The sequence below is a fragment of the Lacimonas salitolerans genome, from assembly GCF_042677865.1.
GTDB classification, from domain to species: domain Bacteria; phylum Pseudomonadota; class Alphaproteobacteria; order Rhodobacterales; family Rhodobacteraceae; genus Lutimaribacter; species Lutimaribacter salitolerans.
Window position 1 is genome coordinate 1 of the sequence record NZ_JBHUDD010000033.1, and the last position, 18097, is coordinate 18097.

The following is an 18097-nucleotide window of genomic DNA, read 5'->3' on the forward strand; positions in this document are numbered from 1 at the left end:
CGCCATCGTCACACCCCAGAAACCTCATGCCCTCTGCTTTCTATCCCAGCGGCCCGGCCACAGCAATTTTTCGAAGTGCCCACCAATTTTTATAGCAAACTCTCCGCGCGTTGCCAACCGTTGGCGTGCTCCCTTCGAAGGCGTTCCAAGAAGAATAGGCAGACGGCAAGATCATGGGGTCTAAGTGACACGTCGAGTCCGGCATAAATTTTCATGGTCGTTCTCCTTACGGCTTTTTTCCATGAGGCCAGCATACCGGACCTCGTTCGCCACTGGAGGGCGACCGCCGCAATCACACCATGTCGATATGCACGTGTCTTACGCGATCAGCGCGCCGTCAGGCAGGCGGCCCAAATCGGCGATTACTTTGTATCCCGTCATTGCACCGCGCCTATTACCGAGGTCGAAACAGCCTCCGGGCGCAACCCCCAAACGCCCGATAACGCAAAGTGCCATGCCCTCAAGTAGCGAAGCGATAGGGCATCACAACACCCCTCAAGCAGCGAAGCGCTAGCCGGACAAGGCAAACTACTTTGGGTGCCCTTTGGCAATCCACTCGACCCCGTCGAGACGAGCGGCTTTCCTGTCAAAGGTCTTCAGGGCTGCGGCGCCGGCTCTTCGAGCGGCCTCGCGGATCATCAGATCGGAAAACCCGAACCCCTTCCCTTCGTAGAGCTGAAGAATTGCGCCAAGGCTGTCGCCTGACTCTATGTCCAGCTCCGAGGCTGACAAAAAGCCCTTCAGCACGCGCGCGATCTCGGAACGCTGATACCGGTAACTCCTCTCCAACACCCAGACGAGTTCCACAAGCACTTCTCTCGCCACGAACCCGGGGTTTTGCTCCGTGAGCCCACCGATGAGATCGCTCGCCATGCGTCCCTGATCCGGATCGTCCTGGGTCAGGAAACGCACAAGGACATTTGTGTCGAGGGCGATCATTGCGTCAGGTCAACCGCGCCCGCCGCGATGGCCTCCTCCATCTCCTCCAGCGTCACGGTTTTTTGGCCTGGGCGTTTCAGAGCGCCCTCAAGATCCAGGACCGGCCGGGCCCTCAGGAGACGGACTTCTCCATCAAGCAGAATGTAGCGCAGCTTGTCACCCGGCTGCAGGCAAAGCGCTTTGCGGACATCCTTGGGAAGGGTTGTCTGGCCTTTCGTTGTCACAGTCGACTCGCGCATATTGGTCGCTCCTTCCCTCCCCACCTTGCACTTCAAGATAATGATGTGCATGCAAGCACACGGCAAGGAGCTTTCAAAAGCTCCTTACAAAAACTGATAACGCAAAGTCTGTTCTCCGAGCCCAATACGCAAGGAACGAGGCGTCACTTTGTCCAGTTCGCAAGGCGCAACCCGCTGACTCGCTCGAACTCGCCTTCGTTGTTGGTGACCAGGCACAGGCCTCTCGAACGGGCATGTCCGGCGATCATGACGTCGAAGGGTCCGATCGGTGTTCCTGCCGATGCAAGCTCGGCACGGATCTGCCCGGCATGTTCGGCAGCACCGAGGTCGAAGTCCAGAACTGTGAGGCGCCCGAGCAGCCCCTCGATGACGTCGAGATTGCGGCGGACGGTCTGTGACTTGTGCGCCCCGTAGAGAAGCTCCATGGCTGTGACGCTTGATGCGCAGATCTCACCGTCATGGTCTTCAAAGTTCTGCCGCACCACTTCGGGCCGGTTCTTGATCGTGTAGATCAGGATATTCGTGTCGAGCATGTAGCGCAGCATCAAAGCGCATCACGCGCCTGGTCCGCGGGTTGCTCTCGGTCATCCATGAAGTCGGGGCTCACCCCCCCCCCCTCGAACCATGCCGCCCAGCTTTGCTCGGAGGGGGTGATTGTCCAGACGCGTCCGCGCCGCTCGATATCCACGCTCGTGACGCCATCGGGCAGGCGCACCGACTTCGGGAAACGGACGGCTTGCGTCTTGTTCGTCATGAATACCGATCCACGCTCCACGGCCCGCCTCTCCTTTGCAATCACGCGCTCCACGCTGCGCGTATGTACACTTAGTATACACGCGCGCGAGCGTCAAGCGATGCAGATGTGCCGTCCACTGTGACCCACCAGCGTCGCGTCTGTACTCAAACGGCCGATAACGTGAACTCCCATGCCCTCAAGTAGCGAAGCGGTAGGGCGTCACAACAACCCTCAAGCAACGAAGCGATAGCCCCTATCGCGAGGCACTCAGGTCCGTAGAAGTTTCATCTTTGAGCTCATGTCGCAAGACATCAATCTCGGCTTTGAGAGCTTCATACACTTCCATCTTGCGTGCCAGAAATCGCTTCGTGATAGCGGCCTTTTTGGCAATCCCACGCGGTGTCAACACGTAGGCATAGCGCCTCTTGTCTTCAGCTGCCGTGAAATTCCCTAGCTTCACGAGACCCTTGTCGATCAATGCCTTCAAAACGTAGTTGGCACCGCCTACACTGATCCCGACAGCCTCAGCCAATTCACGCTGCGACATTTCAGGATTGTCTTGCAGGAGACGGAGGACACGAAAGTGCGTATCTTCCTGAAGCTTGCTACGATTACTGGTCATTGATGTATAAGAACGTCCGACTGCGTCGATATCGCGGCTCGCTCGCCTTGTCGGCGTTGAGACTGGGCTCAGGGATGAGCCTCACCGCTTAAAACCCGCCTGAGAAGTATCCGTCTTGATCAAGCGGTTTTTGGTGCCCAGGTGCCACCCGCTTTGACCAGTGCATTTGCCATTTCGATGAGCTTTCGCATGGCAGAAACTATGACAACTTTACAGGTTTTCCAGCAGCACGCAGAGGTGGCTCGGTTGACCTTGAGGCCCAGACTTAATCGCACGGCTACCGCACAAGGCCTGCCCGAGGGCCCCTTGGACGAGAGATCAAAAACACAGCGATCCATCAATATCGTTCACTTTTGAACGCACGGTCCACTGGTAGCAGCGCGCCACACCCTTGAACAGCGCTTATGTGATTTTTTCTGCCTATCTTGGCTTGTGCGCATAGGTCAAGACTGCTGCCCACTTTCTTCAAGGGAAAGGCACCCAAGCCAAATTCATATTTTTGTCAATAAAATCAAAAACCTATTCTCAAAAAACGAGTCGGCACGCGCAAGGAGAAACTCCTCAACACTTGACCTTGACTCCAGGTCGTTCAACCTTGAACAGTAGACATTCATGGAATATTGAAAGGCTTAAGATGACATCGTCCTTTAGTGATCCAAGCTGGTTCCTCGCGCAGTTAAAGCCAAACTGTGCCCAGATCGCTAAAAAGAACCTCAACCGTCAGGGCTTCAAGACCTTTTTACCGATGGAAGAGCAGACGCGTCAGCGCAACGGCAAGTTCGTAACCGCCAAACGCCCCCTGTTTCCCGGGTATATCTTCGTAGCTTTTGATGCCGCCAAAGGTCTATGGCGCGCGGTCAATTCCACATATGGGATCACACGACTGGTCAGCTTTGGTAAGGAACCGGTAGCGGTACCGACTGACCTCGTCTCTCAACTTATTCAGCGTTGTGACACTTCCGGAAACCTGCTGCCACCTAAACTTCTCGAACCTGGCGATCAGGTAGTGCTCACCAAAGCGCCTTTTGCGGATTTCGTGGCTGAGGTCGAGAAGGTCGCACCCGACCAGCGTGTCTGGGTACTGATCGAAATATTGGGTGGTCAGACTCGGGTCTCTGTACCTGCGGATCAGCTGCGCACCGGTTGAACCAATCAAACAGGCGGCTGCCCGGAGAGTCCTGTGCAAGTCTGCACTCATTTGTTGCTCCATGGCTTCGCAATCCAACCAGTGCGTGGACACCCAATAGTGTGAGAGTTGCTGATTTCTGCCCCGCCCCTTGCCCCCACCCCCCTGCCCGTTGCACAAAACCCCAAAGCGCATTCATTCAGGACATTGCCCATGCCCACGCCCATCACCCCGGTCATTCTGTGCGGCGGCTCCGGCACGCGGCTGTGGCCACTTTCACGCAAAAGCTATCCCAAGCAGTTCGTGCCCCTGATGGGCGACGAGACGCTGTTTCAGGCCTCGGCCAGGCGGCTGTCGGGGGGCAGCGACACGGTGCGGTTCAACGCGCCACTGATCCTGACCAATGCCGATTTCCGCTTCATCGTGACCGAGCAGTTGCACGAGGTGGGCATCGACCCTGGCGCCGTGCTGATCGAGCCCGAGGGGCGCAACACCGCCCCCGCGATCCTGGCCGCCGCGCTGCATGCGCAGGCGGATGACCCCGACGCCATCCTTCTGGTGGCGCCGTCCGATCACGTGGTGCCAGACGTGGCCGCCTTTCACGCCGCTGTCGCGCAGGGATTGGGGCCGGTCACAGAGGGCGACTTGGTGACCTTTGGCATCACGCCCGCCCATGCGGAAACCGCCTATGGCTACCTGGAACTGGCCGAGGCGCCGCAGGGCACGCCCGTCAAACTGAAACGTTTTGTCGAGAAACCGGATGCTCAGACAGCGGCCGACATGCTGGCGGCGGGCACCTACCTGTGGAACGCAGGGATATTCCTGTTCCGCGCCGCCGACATCATCGCGGCCTTTCACACCCATGCGCCCGATCTGATCGCCCCCGTCACACAGGCGCTGGAGCAGGCCAAGCCCGATCTTGGGTTTCTGCGGCTTGCCCCCGAACCCTGGGCCGGGGCGCAGGACATCTCGGTCGATTACGCGGTGATGGAGCGGGCGGACAACCTGTCGGTCGTGCCCTTTGCCGCCGGTTGGTCGGACCTGGGCGGCTGGGACGCGGTCTGGCGCGAAAGCGGCCCCGACGCGTCAGGCGTGGTGGCAGGCCACAATGCCACCGCGATCGACTGCACCAACACCCTGCTGCGGACCGAGGACGAGGGCCAGCAGATCGTCGGCATCGGTCTCGACAACATCATGGCCGTGGCGATGGGCGACGCGGTTCTGGTCGCCGACATGAGCCGCGCGCAGGACGTGAAACGCGCAGTCACCGCGCTGAAGGATCAGGGGGCCCCGCAAGCCACGCAGTTTCCCAAGGATCACCGCCCCTGGGGCTGGTTCGAAAGCCTGGCGGTGGGCACACGGTTCCAGGTCAAGCGCATCTTGGTGCATCCTGGCGCATCGCTGAGCCTGCAAAGCCATTTTCACCGCTCGGAACACTGGATCGTGGTGCAGGGCACGGCCCGGGTGACCGTGGACGATCAGGTGAGCCTGCTGTCGGAAAACCAAAGCGTCTACATCCCGCTGGGCGCTGTCCACCGGCTGGAAAACCCCGGCAAGCTGCCCATGGTGCTGATCGAGGTCCAGACCGGTGGCTATGTCGGCGAGGATGATATTGTCCGGTATGAGGATGCCTATGCGCGCGACTGACCCCGCGATTGCCCCGCACACCGATTGATGGCACACCACACCCGTACAAGACAGGGAGCAGGGTGTGCCCGAAACCGATACCGCCACCGATACCGCCGCGCGCGTGCTGCGGCTTGAGGCGCAGGGGCTGACCCGGCTGGCTGATCACGTACCGGCCGATTTCGCCCCCGCCGTCGCCGCGATCCTGGCCCTGCAAGGCCGGGTGATCGTGTCGGGCATGGGCAAGTCCGGCCATGTCGGCCACAAGATCGCGGCCACGCTGGCCTCGACCGGCACGCCGGCCTATTTCGTCCACCCGGCCGAGGCCAGCCATGGCGATCTGGGCATGATCACCGAAGCCGACATCTGCCTGCTGCTGTCCAACTCGGGCGAAAGCGCCGAGCTGGGTGATATCATCGCCTATACCCAGCGTTTCGGTATCCCGGTCATCGCCATTTCCGCGCGGCTCGACAGCACGCTGATGCGCGCCGCAACCTGGCCGCTGCTGCTGCCCGACACGCCCGAGGCCTGCCCGATCGGCATGGCGCCCACAACCTCGACCACCATGGCGATGGCGCTGGGGGATGCGCTGGCTGTGGCGCTGATGGAGGCACGCGGTTTCCGGGCCGAGGATTTCCGCGGCTTTCACCCGGGCGGCAAGCTGGGCGCGCGGATGCGCCGGGTGGCGGACCTGATGCACGGGGCCGACAGCCTGCCACTGGTGGGCGCGGACACGGCAATGTCCGAGGCGCTGCTGGTGATGTCGGCGCGCGGCTTCGGCATCGTGGCGGTGACGGACGCGGCGGGCGTGCTGGCCGGCATCGTCACCGACGGCGACCTGCGCCGCAACATGGCGGGCCTTCTGGAGCGCACTGCAGGCGAAATCGCCACCCGCGATCCGGTCACCGTGACGCCTGACATGCTGGCCGCCCAGGCGCTGGCAGTGATGAACGACCGCAAGATCTCGGTTCTGCTGGCCGTGGACGAGGCCCGCCACCCCGTGGGCCTGCTGCATGTCCACGACTGCCTGCGCGCAGGAGTAATCTGACAGCTTAACCTTTCGCATGCGAAAGGTGGCCACGGTCCTGTAAGGGAACGAACACGCCAGACAGATCGCGCGGGCCGTACAGAACACGCATGATCTGAAGCTCGTCTGGAAAAACAAGGAAGAGATCATATAGCATCCGTGACGAGCGGCCCGCAGCCCCTTGCATAAATCAGGGTGAACCGGAAAGTTTTCAGGCCGCTTCGCTGTTGTCGCGACTTCAATCTCTGCAATGCAGAACTCCGCGCGCCGGGATTATCAATGGCAAGGAAATCGCCGAAACCTGTCAGATTCTGCCGGGCTGCGGACAGGATGAGCAGATGTTTCACGATCAGGTTTTGGTGGTAAAGCGCGTACGCAACTCGTCAAACACCTGATCCGCCGAGATACCCGGTCAGCCTTCCCAGTCCGGTCGTGATGCCCGCCCGCATCACCTCAAGTTCGCGTCGTTCGGCATCCCGGCTACGCGTAGAGCCTCACGAGCAACCTCGCTGGTCGAGGCATATTCGCCACCCGCAACGGTCTGCCGGATGACCTCGGCCATGTCGGCCAGCATGGTGATGGTCATACGTTCCACGGCAGGCATGTCTGGCTGCTCGTCAAAACCCATACTCCTTCACACTGATGGATCAAGGAACCGGGCTGATGCAGCCAATGGAGAATTGTGAAGTATACGTTCCTATTTCTTGCCAGTTTCGTACAAGCCCGCCTTCTCCCAGCACAAGCGGAGAAGGCATCCAGGGCTTGTACTCGATTTGGAAAATCGGCCCCCGGGGCCGATTTGACATCCTTTGTCAAATGCAGCGCGCAACGCGCTCAATGCAACGCGTCCCGCGTTCCCTGCACCGTGTCCAATGCATGTTGTCTTTCGCGCATTGCACCCGCGACCTTTGGCAAATGGCAGGCGTCCATTGCAGCCCGCAGCATGCATCGCGTTTGGCGCATCGCGTCTTTCGCAGCCCGTCCCCCGTTCCGCGCTGTCCGTCTCATGGATGATGTCGAATGCCATGCGCCTTCGGGGGGACCTGCATCGCGCGTCGCGGATCGCGTCGTCCGTACCATGCATCGCGCTTTTTGCGCTCTGTCAGGTGCATCACGTCCTGCGTGCCGCGTCGATTGCCATGCGCAGGATGCATCCCGCATCCGGCGGGGTGCATCGCGTCTTTCGCAATGTGGCAAACGCACCGCGCACTCTGGCCGATGCCAGCCACGCAGCGTGCGTCGCGTCGCTGTGCGATCTGGCAGATGCAACACGCCCACACCCCCTGTGGCCTTCTCCCACCCATTCGCGCTAGACTGAGACCTGACTGACCCGCAGGCCCGCTCCGATGACCACTGACACCGATCCCCCGCCAAAGCTGATCCCGGTGCGCGCGCATATCCCGCGTGCAGCCTCGCTGCGCACTATCGCGGCACTGATCCTGCGCGAGATGGGGGCAACCTATGGCCGCTCGCCGGGAGGCTATATCTGGGCCGTGCTGGAACCAGCACTGGGGCTGCTGCTGCTGGTAATCATCTTTTCAGCCGGCTTTCGGAGTCCCCCGCTAGGCACGAACTTCGCGATCTTCTATGCCAGCGGACTGTTGCCTTTCTTCATGTTCGTTACAACCGCGACGAAAGTGCAGCAGGCGATCAACTACTCGAAACAACTGCTGGCCTATCCGCGCGTGACCTTCATGGATGCGCTGCTGGCGCGCTTCATCCTCAGCGTGCTGACGCAATTGATGGTAAGCGCCTTGTTGCTCACCATCATCCTGGTGATGTTCGAAACCCGCACGGTGTTGCGCATCAGCACCCTTCTGAACGCCTATGCCATGGCCGCCGCCCTGGGGTTCGGCATCGGCGTACTGAACTGTCTGATGGTATCACGCCACGCGCTTTGGCAGACGGTCTGGTCGGTGATCACCCGGCCGCTCATACTCCTCTCAGGCGTGATCTTCCTGCATGACCGCATCCCCGAGCCCTATCGCGACTGGCTGGCCTGGAACCCGCTTGTGCATGTGGTAGGCGAGGCGCGGCGCGCCTTCTATTACAGCTATGTCGGTGAATACGTGGACCCGGTCTATACCTACGGGGTGGCACTGATCTGCGCCGTGGCTGGACTTTTGCTGCTGCGCAGCTATTACCGTGACCTTATGGAACGCTGACCGACAGTTTCCACCTCTAACCTCATGACCAGTTTCCCCCCGTGCGTTTTGCGAACCACGCCCATCCACCGTGGCGCCAGATGTCATGCCGAGTGTGTGGTGGCCGGCCAAAGAAAAGGAGACACGCAATGCCTGCAGATCCAATCGAACACGTCACGGATAAGCCTCGCCAGCCCCCCTTGCACCATGCCCGGCTGGCGTTTGCCGAAGGCGCTTATGACAAGGCTCTTGACGCAGTCGGCAAGGCCCGGGATGCAGGGATCAAACCCCCCAAATGCCTTGATCTGGAGTTGCGCTGCCTGGTCAAGCTAGACCAGACTGCGCGCGCCTATGAGTCCAGCAAAGCAGGGCTGGCGCGAGGTGAGACCTTAACACAGGCTGGATATAAACACAGGCTGGATATATTGCGCTGGCCAGTGCCGCACTCGCCGAAGGCATGCCACAAGAGGCCGAGCAACTTGCGGATGCTGCGCTAGCGCTGGCTCCGGACAACGGCAAGGCCATCACCCTGAAACACACTGCTGCGGTCGCGCATCTGCCTGCTGAAGCGCTGGAGGACGGGTTGCGCGCGCGCATCTTTGCCCCCGGCGCCCATGCCGGCCACATCCGGGGCATTCAGCGTCTGGCACAGGAACGCGGGGTGGCCGACGGCGCGGTCGCGCGGCTGCTGGAACAGGCACAAGAGCGCTGGCCCGACGCCCCCGAACTGCGCGCCATAAAGACCCTGTTACACCCTGAAAGCCCGCAGGACGACACCCAGCTGCCCGCCGATATCGACCCCGGCAAATTCACCCGCCCGGTGATCTGGATGGGGGCGCAACCCGATGGCGACGATGCGCCCATCGTGACGGAAAACACCGGCACCGGCGATGTGCTGGTGCATTTCACCGGCATCGTGCGCGGTTTCAACCGTGGGCCGATGCTGGACTCCTACGTCAGCATGGCGGGCTATTCCGCGATCTACCTGACCGATCCCACGCGGTTGCTGTTTACCACCGGGATTGCCGGGCTGGGCGATGATTTCGAGAGCGCCGCGCAGGGGGTGCAACGGCTGATCGACGGGTTCGGCCCGCGCCGCAGCCTGACCATGTTCGCCGGGTCGGCGGGCGGGTTCGGTGCCTTGCATTACGGCATCACGCTGGGGGCCGACCGGGTGCTGTGCCTGTCGGGCGCCACCACGGTCGACCGCACCTTTCTGGACCGGACCGGCGATCGCCGGGCGCGTGCGCTGCTCTATCGGCTGGAAAAGGCCATGCCGCCTCACCTGGCCCGGGTGCGTCCCCGGCTGGAGGCCTGTAGCACCCCGCCCCGGATCGACATGGTCTATGGGGCCGACAACGCCGAAGACCGAGCGCAGGCCGAACAGCTGCGCGGCGCGCCCGGCGTGCGGCTTTATGCGATTACCGGGCTGGCCCAGCACTCGACCCAGACATTTCTGTGCGACGCCGGGATGATGCCCGCCGTCCTGATAGGTGACATGACTGCGCTGGAGCGCCTTTGCGATCCGCAACCCGAGGTGCAGCCGTGACCGATACAGAAACCCATACCGCCAGCCGTCCCGCCCCGTCCGACCTGCGCGCGATGCAGCGCCGAATCGGGTGGTTTCAGGGCAGTTCCTACGACATATCCGCCACCTGCAACCTGACCTGCGAGGGCTGTCTGTTCTTTGCCCGCGCGGATGTGTCCGACATCCCGCAGGGCCGCGATGCCGACTGGGCGCGGCTGTTTGCAGCCGAGGCCGCGCGCGGGGTTAATTTCGCCTATATCGCGGGGGCCGAACCCTCGATGGTACCCACCCGGTTGCGTGCGGCCTGGGATCACATCAAGGCCGGGGTGATCTTTACCAACGGCACGCGGGCGATCGACCCCGCGATCGGCTATCGCATTCATGTCTCGCTCTGGGGGTTGGGCGACACCTCGACCAGCCTGCGCGGCGCGGATGTAACGGCCAAAGCACTGCGGCTTTATGCGCGCGATCCGCGGGCGGTGTTCAGCTTTGTCATCACCGCCGCCAATATCCACGAGATCGTGCCTGTCGCGCGGCTCTGCGCGGATCACGGCGCGCGGCTGACCTACAGCTATTTCTCGCCCACCGACCTGTATCAGGGCCGCGATCAGGCAACCACGCAGGCAGGCACCGCCGAGGCGGGCGATTACATGCGGCTGGACGATGACCTGCGCATGGGGCCCGCCGAATTCGCCGACGCGCGGGCGCAGATCGTCACCGCAATGGGGCAGTTTCCCGACACCGTGCGCTACAGCCTGCATTACAACGACTGGATCACCCAGCCCGACGACCGGCTGTGGCAACTGGATGCGCAGGGCATCGCGGTGGATTGCGGCAACCGGCTGTCGGAGACCCACCGCCACTATGCCGCCGATGCCACGCCGAACGTCGGCAAATGCTGCACGCCCAACATCGACTGCGCCGAATGCCGCGCCTATGCGATGGGCATGGGCACCTATGTCAGCCGCCTGCGCGCCTTTCGGCACGAGCGCGCGGCATGGCTGGAGGGGCTGCGCATCTGGTTCGAGCTGTTCATGCCACTGGAGGAGCAGACCGGCACAGTCTGATCCGGGGAGCTGCAACCCCATGACAGAAAACAGGCTCTGCAACGCCATGCAGAGCCTGTTTTGACGTTTGTCAGCGCCCCAGGCCACGCTCGGCCAAATAGGCCATCGAGCGCGGAATCCGCGCCTTGTCGCGCAGTTCCAGCATCAGCCGCGGGTTGTGATCGAGCGCGGCGATGGCGCGGAACACCGCGTCCCACAGGATCGTGCCCTCGCCAAGGCTCCAGTGCCGGTCGGCATAGCCGTCGGCATCCTGCAGATGCACATGCTCCAGCTGCGCGCCCGCGTCCTGGATGAAGTAATCCACCGGCGGCGCGCCGGTCGAGCCATGGGCGTAATGCGCGTGCCCGGTGTCCACCGACAGCTTGACCCGATCCGAGTTGAAGCTGTCGGCCAGCGCGCGGCGCTCGGCGGGGTTGATGTCCATGATGTTCTCGATCACCAGCGTGACACCCTGATCCTCGGCGCGCTTGACCACCGCATCCAGCGTGTCATGGGTGAACTCGATCACCTTGGCGCGCGATCCGGGGATGTTGTCGAGGTTGTTGTGATCCCATGTGGTATAGGGCGAATGGATCACCATCTGGTCGGCCCCGATGGCCTTGCAGACATCCAGCCCCTGCATCATCCGCATCTCGACCACGCGGCGGATCGCCGGGTCCATCGAATGGATGGTGAAGCCCCAGAACGGACCATGGATTCCAATGCGGCCCTTGTGGCCATCCAGCTGGCGGCGGGCCTCGTCGGCCAGCGGCTGCCAGTCGCTGTCCAGTGTTTCGGCAAAGAAGAAGCTTTGCACCTCGATGTCGCGGTCGGCCTCGAACAGCCAGTCGCGGTAGTCCGCCAGCGCCTCGACCGGCAGGCAGGCCCCGATCACGGGAAGATCAGCACTCATGTCGCTTGTCCTTTCACAATGAAGATGCCCCAGCGCTAGGCCCGGGCAGTAACAGCCGCATGACCGGCGCATGGCGCTTTCATGGCCCGCGCATGACGGCGCGGCGCCCCTATCACGCCGGTGCCATCAAGCCTTGGTCCAGGTGTCACGCCCGCGTTGCTGTCCCGTCATGCGCCCCTCCTAGCCTCGGCCCTGCCCTTGCTTCATCACTCATGAGGATTCCATGACATTGCTTTCGACACTGACGAAGGCCCCCGGAGCGGCATTGCTTGTCGCTGCCCTGGCCCTGCCCCTGAGCCTCTCCCGGCCCGCCCTTGCCGATGACCGCCCCGAGATCACCGTGGCGGTGCAGGATATCGTCACCTCCGGCGCGCTGGATGTGATGCGCGAACGCTCGAACGTGGGCGCGCGGGTGTTCTTTTCGATCTATGAATCGCTGATCGATTTCGAACGCCAGGAACAGGATCTGCCGCAGAAACCGATGCTGGCCACCGAGTGGCGGCAGGTTGACGACCTGACAGTCGAGCTGACCCTGCGCGAAGGCGTGGTGTTCCACAACGGCGACACGCTGGATGCCGATGACGTGGTGTTCACCTTCTCGCCCGAGCGTTTCGGCATGCTGCCCGAGCAGATGGCCGCGCAGGAAGACGGCAAGCAGCTGTTCACCTCGAACGTGTCCGGCGTGCAGGGCAAGGTCCCCCCGCCCGAGGTCGCCGCGATCTACCAGCGCTCGTGGCCGCTGCTGGACCGGGTGGAAAAGGTCGATGACATGACCGTGCGCTTCATCACCACGCAGCCCGATCCCACGCTGATCGGCCGCATCTCGCGCTATGGCTCGGAAATCTACTCGGAACAGGGGTATCGCGCAGCCGAAAGCTGGCTGGCCCATGCGCAAAAACCCGTCGGCACCGGCCCCTACAAGGTCGTGCGCTTCGAGGATGACACCATCCTCGAGCTTGAGGCCCATGACGACTACTGGGGCGGCACGCCGCCGATCAAGAAGCTGACCTTCCTGGTGGTGCCCGAGGTGGCCAGCCGCGTGAACGGCCTGCTGTCGGGTGAATACGATTTCATCACCGATGTGCCCCCGGATCAGATCGACCTGATCGAACGCGAGGCCGGGTTCCACGTCGTCGGCGGCCCGATCACAAACCACCGCCTGATGGTGTTCGACAAGAACAACGGCGCCATGCAGAACCCGCTGGTGCGTCGCGCCATCACCCATGCCATCCCGCGCGAGGCGATCGTCGACGCGCTGTGGGGCGGCCGCACCCGCGTGCCCGCTGGCCTGCAGTGGGAATATTACGGCGACATGTTCATCGATGGCTGGGACGTGCCCGAATACAATCCCGAACTGGCCAAGGAACTGCTGGAAGAAGCCGGCTATGACGGCGAGCCGATCCAGTTCCGCGTGCTGAACAACTATTACACCAACCAGGTCTCGACCGCGCAGATCAGTGCCGAAAGCCTGCGCCAGATCGGCATCAACGTCGACTTCCAGATGAAGGAGAACTGGCAGCAGATCACCGACCCCAGCGATGGCAAGCGTGCGATCCGCGACTGGTCGAACTCGGCCCCCTTCCCCGATCCGGTGGCCTCGATCGTGAACCAGCACTGCCAGAACGGCGGCCAGCAGCAGACCGGCGAATGGACCAACGAAGAGTTCAACGAGAACTGCCTGATCCTGGAACGCTCGATGGACCAGGACGCGCGCAAGACCGCCTTTGCCCGCATGCTGGAAATCATCGAACGCGAAGACCCCGGCTATACCGTGCTGCACCAGAACGCGATCTTCTATGGCAAGCGCCAGGACATCGAATGGGACTGGTCGGGCCTGCAGTCGATGGACTTCCGCTCCGAGAACTTCCGCATCAAGGGCATGCAGTAAACGCATCCCTGCTGGTCCGGGCCGCATCCACGCGGCCCGGGCCTTTTGCTTTCGACTTTCCCCAACCGGAGCCAGACATGACGCCCCCCCTGATGCAGCTGCGCGGCCTGACCGTGGATTTCGACACCGGCCCGCGCTTTGTGCGCGCGCTGCACGGGATCGACATGGAGATCCACCGCGGCGAGACGCTGGGCGTGGTGGGCGAATCCGGTTGCGGCAAGTCGATCACGTGGCTGGCCGCCCTTGGCCTGCTGGGCGGCGGCGCGCGCGTTTCGGGGCAGGTGCTGTTTGACGGCGACGACCTGCTGGGGATGGGCCCACGCGCCCTGTCAAAGGTGCGCGGCGGGCGCGTGGCGCTGATCTTTCAGGACCCGGCCAGCGCGCTGAACCCGGTGCAACGGATCGGTCGCCAGATCGGCGAGGCGCTGGCGCTGCATCGCGGGCTGCGTGGTCGCGCCGGACAGGACGAGGCAAAACGCCTGCTGGACCGCGTGGGCATGTCCAACGCCGCGCAACGGCTGAACGAATATCCGCACGAGCTGTCGGGTGGCATGAACCAGCGGGTGATGATCGCCATGGCGCTGGCGGGCGAGCCTGACCTGCTGATCGCGGATGAACCCACCACAGCGCTGGACGCCACGATTCAGGCTCAGATCCTTGACCTGCTGGGCGATCTGCAACGCGAGACCGGCATGGCGCTGGCGCTGATTTCCCACGATCTGGGGGTGATCGCCGACATGGCCGACCGGGTGGCGGTGATGTACGCGGGCCGGGTGATCGAAGAGGCCCCCGCCGCCGATCTGTTCGACACGCCCGGCCATCCCTATACGCGCGGGTTGCTGGCGGCCCTGCCCGATCTGGACGGCCCGCGTCAGCGGCTGATGGCGATCCCCGGCTCAGTCCCCGCCCCCAACGCGCTGCCGCCTGGCTGTGCCTTTGCCCGGCGCTGCGCACATGTAGACGGGATCTGTGAGACCACCCCGCCGCCCCTGCGGGCCTTGCCCGGCGCGCCCGGGCGCCACGTCGCCTGCGCCCGGATGGAGGCGCTGTGGCATGGCCAGAACAGTCTCGAAACCGCATCACAGACACGCGAAAGGACCAGCGCATGAGCGATTTCCTGCTCTCGGCCCGCGCGTTGGCGCGGCATTATCCGGTGCGCCTGCCCGGCGGTCTGCTGGGCCGTCCGGCCACGCTCAAGGCCGTGGATGGCGTCGATTTCGATCTGGCGCGGGGCGAGGTTCTGGGGCTGGTCGGCGAATCCGGCTGCGGCAAGTCCACCACCGCCAAGCTGGTGCTGGGCCATGTGCCCCCCAGCGCGGGCGAGGTGCGGTTTGACGGCGCGCCGGTGCCCACCGACCGGCGCGCGGACTGGCGGCGGCTGCGGCGGCGGATGCAGATGATCTATCAGGATCCGCTGGGCGCGCTGGACCGCCGGTTGCCCATCGTGGCGCAGATCGGCGAGCCCTTCGATATCCACTGCCCCGAGATGCCCCGCCCCGAGCGGCGCGACCGCGCGGCGGCGCTGATGGCCTCGGTCGGGCTGCGCCCCGATCAGGCGGGCAGCTATCCGCATGAGTTGTCAGGCGGGCAGCGACAGCGCGTGGTGATCGCGCGCGCGCTGGCGCTGGACCCCGAACTGCTGGTCTGTGACGAGCCTGTGTCGGCGCTGGATGTCTCCATTCAGGCGCAGGTGCTGAACCTGATGTCCGATCTGCGCGACCGCACTGGCTTTGCCGCCCTGTTCATCAGCCATGACCTGAAGGTGGTGCGCCAGATGGCCGACCGGGTGGCGGTGATGTACCTGGGCCGCATCGTCGAGGAGGGCATGCCCGATCAAGTGTTTCACGCCCCGCTGCACCCTTACACGCAGGCGCTGGTCTCGGCCGCGCCCACCCCGCGCCGCCGCGCGCGCGACCGCATCGTTCTGCCCGGCGATCCGCCCAACCCGGTCGATGTGCCCTCCGGCTGCCCGTTTCACCCGCGCTGCCCTGCTGCCGTCGCCCGCTGCCGGTCGGAGGTTCCGACGCTGATGCGCGACGCGGGCCAGGCCGTGGCCTGCCATCTGGCCCAGTCCGCGGGCGGCGCCCTGTCGCCTGCCCCCCGCGCGCCCCGGATTCCCCCCAAGGCAAAGGTCGCCTGATGCTGCTTTACACCCTGTCCCGCCTGGCCCGTGCCTTTGTCACTGTTGTGCTGATCGTCACGCTGGCCTTCATCATCCTGCGCATGACGGGCGATCCGTCGATCATCATCCTTGGCCCCGACGCGCCCGAGCAGGCCTACGAGGCGTTCCGCCGCAACTGGGGCCTCGATCAACCGCTGATCGTGCAGTATTTCAAGTATTTCGGCGCCATCGCCGAGGGCGATCTGGGCCGGTCGATGCGCGATGGCCGCCCAGCACTTGAGGTGGTGATGGACCGCGTGCCGATGACCCTGGCGCTGACCCTGCCCGCCCTGCTGTTCAACCTGATCCTGGGGCTGGGGGCCGGCGTGATCGCCGCGCTGAACCGCAACACATGGATCGACCGCGCGATCATGACCCTGTCGGTGGTGGGCTTTACCGTGCCCAGCTTCGTGATGGGTCTGGTGCTGGCGATGGTATTCGCGGTGCAGCTCAAATGGCTGCCCTCGGGCGGGTCGGGCACATGGGCCCATGCCATCCTGCCGGTGATCTCGATGGGCATGATCGGGGCGGCGGTGATCGCGCGCTTCACCCGCTCGGCCATGCTCGAGGTGCTGGGCCAGCCCTACATCCGCACGGCCTCGGCCAAGGGGCTGAGCTGGGGTGCAGTGGTGCTGCGCCACGCCCTGCCCAATGCCGCGATCCCGGTGCTGACCATCATCGGCTTCATGGTCGGCTCGCTGGTGGCAGGGGCCGTGGTGGTCGAGAGCATCTTTTCCTGGCCGGGACTGGGCCGGTTGCTGGTGGGGGCCGTGGCCAACCGCGATCTGGCGGTGGTGCAGACCATCCTGATCCTGATCGGGTTCACCATGGTCTTTGCCAATCTGATGGTCGATCTGGCCTATGGCTGGGTCGATCCGCGCCTGCGCATCCGCACGCTGTCCACCGCGAAATAAGGGATCCGACATGACCATCACCACACCCGACCCCCGGCACGGCTCGGCCTCGGTATTCACCACGAAATCGCGGACGCGCGCGTTCTTCCAGAAATACCCCACGCTGATCCTGCTGTCGATCTTGTGGATCGTGCTGATGCTGGCGGTGGCAGGTCTGGGCCACCTGGTCGCCCCGCGCGATTACATGGCGATGAACCTGTCCGCACGCCTGTCCGAACCCGTGGGCATGGGCGGCACATGGGCCTATCCGCTGGGCACGGACGAGCTGGGCCGCGATGTGCTGTCGCGGCTCATCGCCTCGATCCGCATCAGCCTGACCATCGCGTTTCTGGCCACGCTTGTTTCGGCCACCATCGGCGTGGCGCTGGGGTTTCTGGCGGCTTTCCTGCGCGGACGGGCCGAACAGGCGATCCTGATGGTGATCGACGCGCAGGCGGCCATGCCCTTCATGATCATTGCACTGGCGGTGCTGGCCTTTCTGGGCAATTCGCTGACGCTGTTCACCATCCTGCTGGGGTTTTATGGCTGGGAGCGGATCGCCCGCATCGCCCGCGGTCTGGCCATCGCAGCACAGGATCAGGGCTATGCCGCCGCGGTGCGTGATCTAGGCGCCTCGCCCTCGCGCATCTATGGCCTGCATATCCTGCCCAACATCGCCTCGACCCTGCTGGTGTCGATGACGCTGAACTTCCCCGAGGTGATCTTGCTGGAATCGGGTCTGTCCTTCCTTGGCCTGGGCGTGCAGCCGCCCGAAACCAGCCTGGGCGCGATGGTCGGATACGGGCGCGATTACATCCAGTCGGCGCCCTGGATCATGCTGGCCCCGGCGGCGGTGATCGTGGTGACGACGCTGTGCGTCTCGCTGCTGGGCGACTGGCTGCGCGATCTGTTCGATCCGACGCTGCGCTAGGTGCCGCCATACCGGGGCCGTGGCGCGTCATTGGTCAGGCCACCTCAGCGCCAGCTTCTGTCCGTCGTCAGCTAATTTGGGACAGCTGAGCGGTTTTCTGTTTGGAGGCTTGGGCTCTTGTTTGATTGGAGTTTATGCGTTTTCAGTTTGGTGGCACACAGGTAGTCCTGATGATATGCTGCGATGCCAAGAGCTTTTTTGGTCCCTTCGCGATTTGTGTGGGTTAAGGCGCACTGGCCTGTTCAGGGTCGCACCAGATGTTGTTGTCACGACGTGAG

The 18097-nt window shown here is 63.4% G+C and carries 19 protein-coding genes; 11 read left to right on the plus strand and 8 right to left on the minus strand.

What is annotated here, in order from left to right; genetic code table 11:
* Positions 1–528: 528 nt before the first annotated feature.
* The 5 genes from ACFTOW_RS04080 to ACFTOW_RS04100 all read right to left on the minus strand — a co-directional run bounded on the left by ACFTOW_RS04080 (position 529) and on the right by ACFTOW_RS04100 (position 2536).
* A complete protein-coding gene (locus ACFTOW_RS04080; protein WP_379913354.1) occupies positions 529–939 on the minus strand; it encodes a PIN domain-containing protein in 411 nt (136 codons plus the stop codon).
* Entirely contained in the window at positions 936–1178 is a 243-nt protein-coding gene (locus tag ACFTOW_RS04085) for an AbrB/MazE/SpoVT family DNA-binding domain-containing protein (protein WP_379913356.1), read from the minus strand. Before ACFTOW_RS04085 ends, ACFTOW_RS04080 begins: the two co-directional genes overlap by 4 nt.
* 143 nt (positions 1179–1321) lie before the next feature.
* The gene (gene vapC, locus ACFTOW_RS04090) at positions 1322–1723 is read right to left on the minus strand and encodes a type II toxin-antitoxin system tRNA(fMet)-specific endonuclease VapC (RefSeq protein ID WP_379913358.1); all 402 of its coding nucleotides are present in this window, start codon (positions 1721–1723) and stop codon (positions 1322–1324) included.
* Positions 1723–1932 (minus strand): type II toxin-antitoxin system VapB family antitoxin, encoded by a 210-nt coding sequence (vapB, locus tag ACFTOW_RS04095; RefSeq protein ID WP_379913360.1) that lies wholly within the window; start codon positions 1930–1932, stop codon positions 1723–1725. The genes vapC and vapB overlap by 1 nt, the downstream gene beginning before the upstream one ends.
* 235 nt (positions 1933–2167) lie before the next feature.
* Positions 2168–2536 carry a MarR family EPS-associated transcriptional regulator gene (locus ACFTOW_RS04100; RefSeq protein WP_379913362.1) on the minus strand — a complete coding sequence of 123 codons (369 nt, stop codon included), beginning with the start codon at positions 2534–2536 and terminating at the stop codon, positions 2168–2170.
* Between the two features lie 634 nt (positions 2537–3170).
* On the opposite strand from ACFTOW_RS04100, the gene nusG reads away from it, so the two are divergent.
* The 3 genes from nusG (at position 3171) to ACFTOW_RS04115 (ending at position 6336) form a co-directional block, all read left to right on the plus strand.
* The gene (gene nusG / locus ACFTOW_RS04105; protein ID WP_379913364.1) at positions 3171–3683 is read left to right on the plus strand and encodes a transcription termination/antitermination protein NusG; all 513 of its coding nucleotides are present in this window, start codon (positions 3171–3173) and stop codon (positions 3681–3683) included.
* 192 nt (positions 3684–3875) lie between these two features.
* Positions 3876–5309: a mannose-1-phosphate guanylyltransferase/mannose-6-phosphate isomerase gene (locus ACFTOW_RS04110; RefSeq protein ID WP_379913366.1), complete on the plus strand. Its 1434-nt coding sequence runs from the start codon at positions 3876–3878 to the stop codon at positions 5307–5309.
* 64 nt (positions 5310–5373) lie between these two features.
* Positions 5374–6336, plus strand: coding sequence for a KpsF/GutQ family sugar-phosphate isomerase (locus tag ACFTOW_RS04115; RefSeq protein ID WP_379913368.1), 963 nt, complete (start codon positions 5374–5376; stop codon positions 6334–6336).
* 125 nt (positions 6337–6461) lie between these two features.
* On the opposite strand, the gene ACFTOW_RS04120 is transcribed toward ACFTOW_RS04115, so the two are convergent.
* A complete protein-coding gene (locus tag ACFTOW_RS04120; RefSeq protein WP_379913370.1) occupies positions 6462–6662 on the minus strand; it encodes a hypothetical protein in 201 nt (66 codons plus the stop codon).
* A 101-nt stretch (positions 6663–6763) separates the two neighbouring features.
* Entirely contained in the window at positions 6764–6910 is a 147-nt protein-coding gene (locus ACFTOW_RS04125; RefSeq protein WP_379913372.1) for a ribbon-helix-helix domain-containing protein, read from the minus strand.
* A 751-nt stretch (positions 6911–7661) separates the two neighbouring features.
* Here ACFTOW_RS04125 and ACFTOW_RS04130 point away from each other — a divergent pair.
* The 3 genes from ACFTOW_RS04130 (at position 7662) to ACFTOW_RS04140 (ending at position 11054) form a co-directional block, all read left to right on the plus strand.
* A complete protein-coding gene (locus tag ACFTOW_RS04130; RefSeq protein WP_379913374.1) occupies positions 7662–8480 on the plus strand; it encodes an ABC transporter permease in 819 nt (272 codons plus the stop codon).
* A 436-nt stretch (positions 8481–8916) separates the two neighbouring features.
* A complete protein-coding gene (locus ACFTOW_RS04135) occupies positions 8917–10008 on the plus strand; it encodes a hypothetical protein (RefSeq protein ID WP_379913376.1) in 1092 nt (363 codons plus the stop codon).
* The gene (locus ACFTOW_RS04140) at positions 10005–11054 is read left to right on the plus strand and encodes a hypothetical protein (RefSeq protein WP_379913378.1); all 1050 of its coding nucleotides are present in this window, start codon (positions 10005–10007) and stop codon (positions 11052–11054) included. Before ACFTOW_RS04135 ends, ACFTOW_RS04140 begins: the two co-directional genes overlap by 4 nt.
* Before the next feature lie 70 nt (positions 11055–11124).
* Here ACFTOW_RS04140 and ACFTOW_RS04145 read toward each other — a convergent pair whose 3' ends face one another.
* A complete protein-coding gene (locus ACFTOW_RS04145) occupies positions 11125–11946 on the minus strand; it encodes a sugar phosphate isomerase/epimerase family protein (RefSeq protein WP_379913380.1) in 822 nt (273 codons plus the stop codon).
* Positions 11947–12169: 223 nt separating this feature from the next.
* On the opposite strand from ACFTOW_RS04145, the gene ACFTOW_RS04150 reads away from it, so the two are divergent.
* The 5 genes from ACFTOW_RS04150 to ACFTOW_RS04170 all read left to right on the plus strand — a co-directional run bounded on the left by ACFTOW_RS04150 (position 12170) and on the right by ACFTOW_RS04170 (position 17819).
* Positions 12170–13834, plus strand: coding sequence for an ABC transporter substrate-binding protein (locus ACFTOW_RS04150; protein WP_379913382.1), 1665 nt, complete (start codon positions 12170–12172; stop codon positions 13832–13834).
* A 77-nt stretch (positions 13835–13911) separates the two neighbouring features.
* Positions 13912–14943, plus strand: coding sequence for an ABC transporter ATP-binding protein (locus tag ACFTOW_RS04155; protein WP_379913384.1), 1032 nt, complete (start codon positions 13912–13914; stop codon positions 14941–14943).
* A complete protein-coding gene (locus ACFTOW_RS04160) occupies positions 14940–15974 on the plus strand; it encodes an ABC transporter ATP-binding protein (protein WP_379913386.1) in 1035 nt (344 codons plus the stop codon). The genes ACFTOW_RS04155 and ACFTOW_RS04160 overlap by 4 nt, the downstream gene beginning before the upstream one ends.
* On the plus strand, positions 15974–16909 hold the full coding sequence (locus ACFTOW_RS04165) for an ABC transporter permease (RefSeq protein WP_379913388.1): 936 nt from the start codon (positions 15974–15976) through the stop codon (positions 16907–16909). The genes ACFTOW_RS04160 and ACFTOW_RS04165 overlap by 1 nt, the downstream gene beginning before the upstream one ends.
* A gap of 10 nt (positions 16910–16919) precedes the next feature.
* Positions 16920–17819 carry an ABC transporter permease gene (locus ACFTOW_RS04170; RefSeq protein ID WP_379913390.1) on the plus strand — a complete coding sequence of 300 codons (900 nt, stop codon included), beginning with the start codon at positions 16920–16922 and terminating at the stop codon, positions 17817–17819.
* Positions 17820–18097 lie beyond the last annotated feature (278 nt).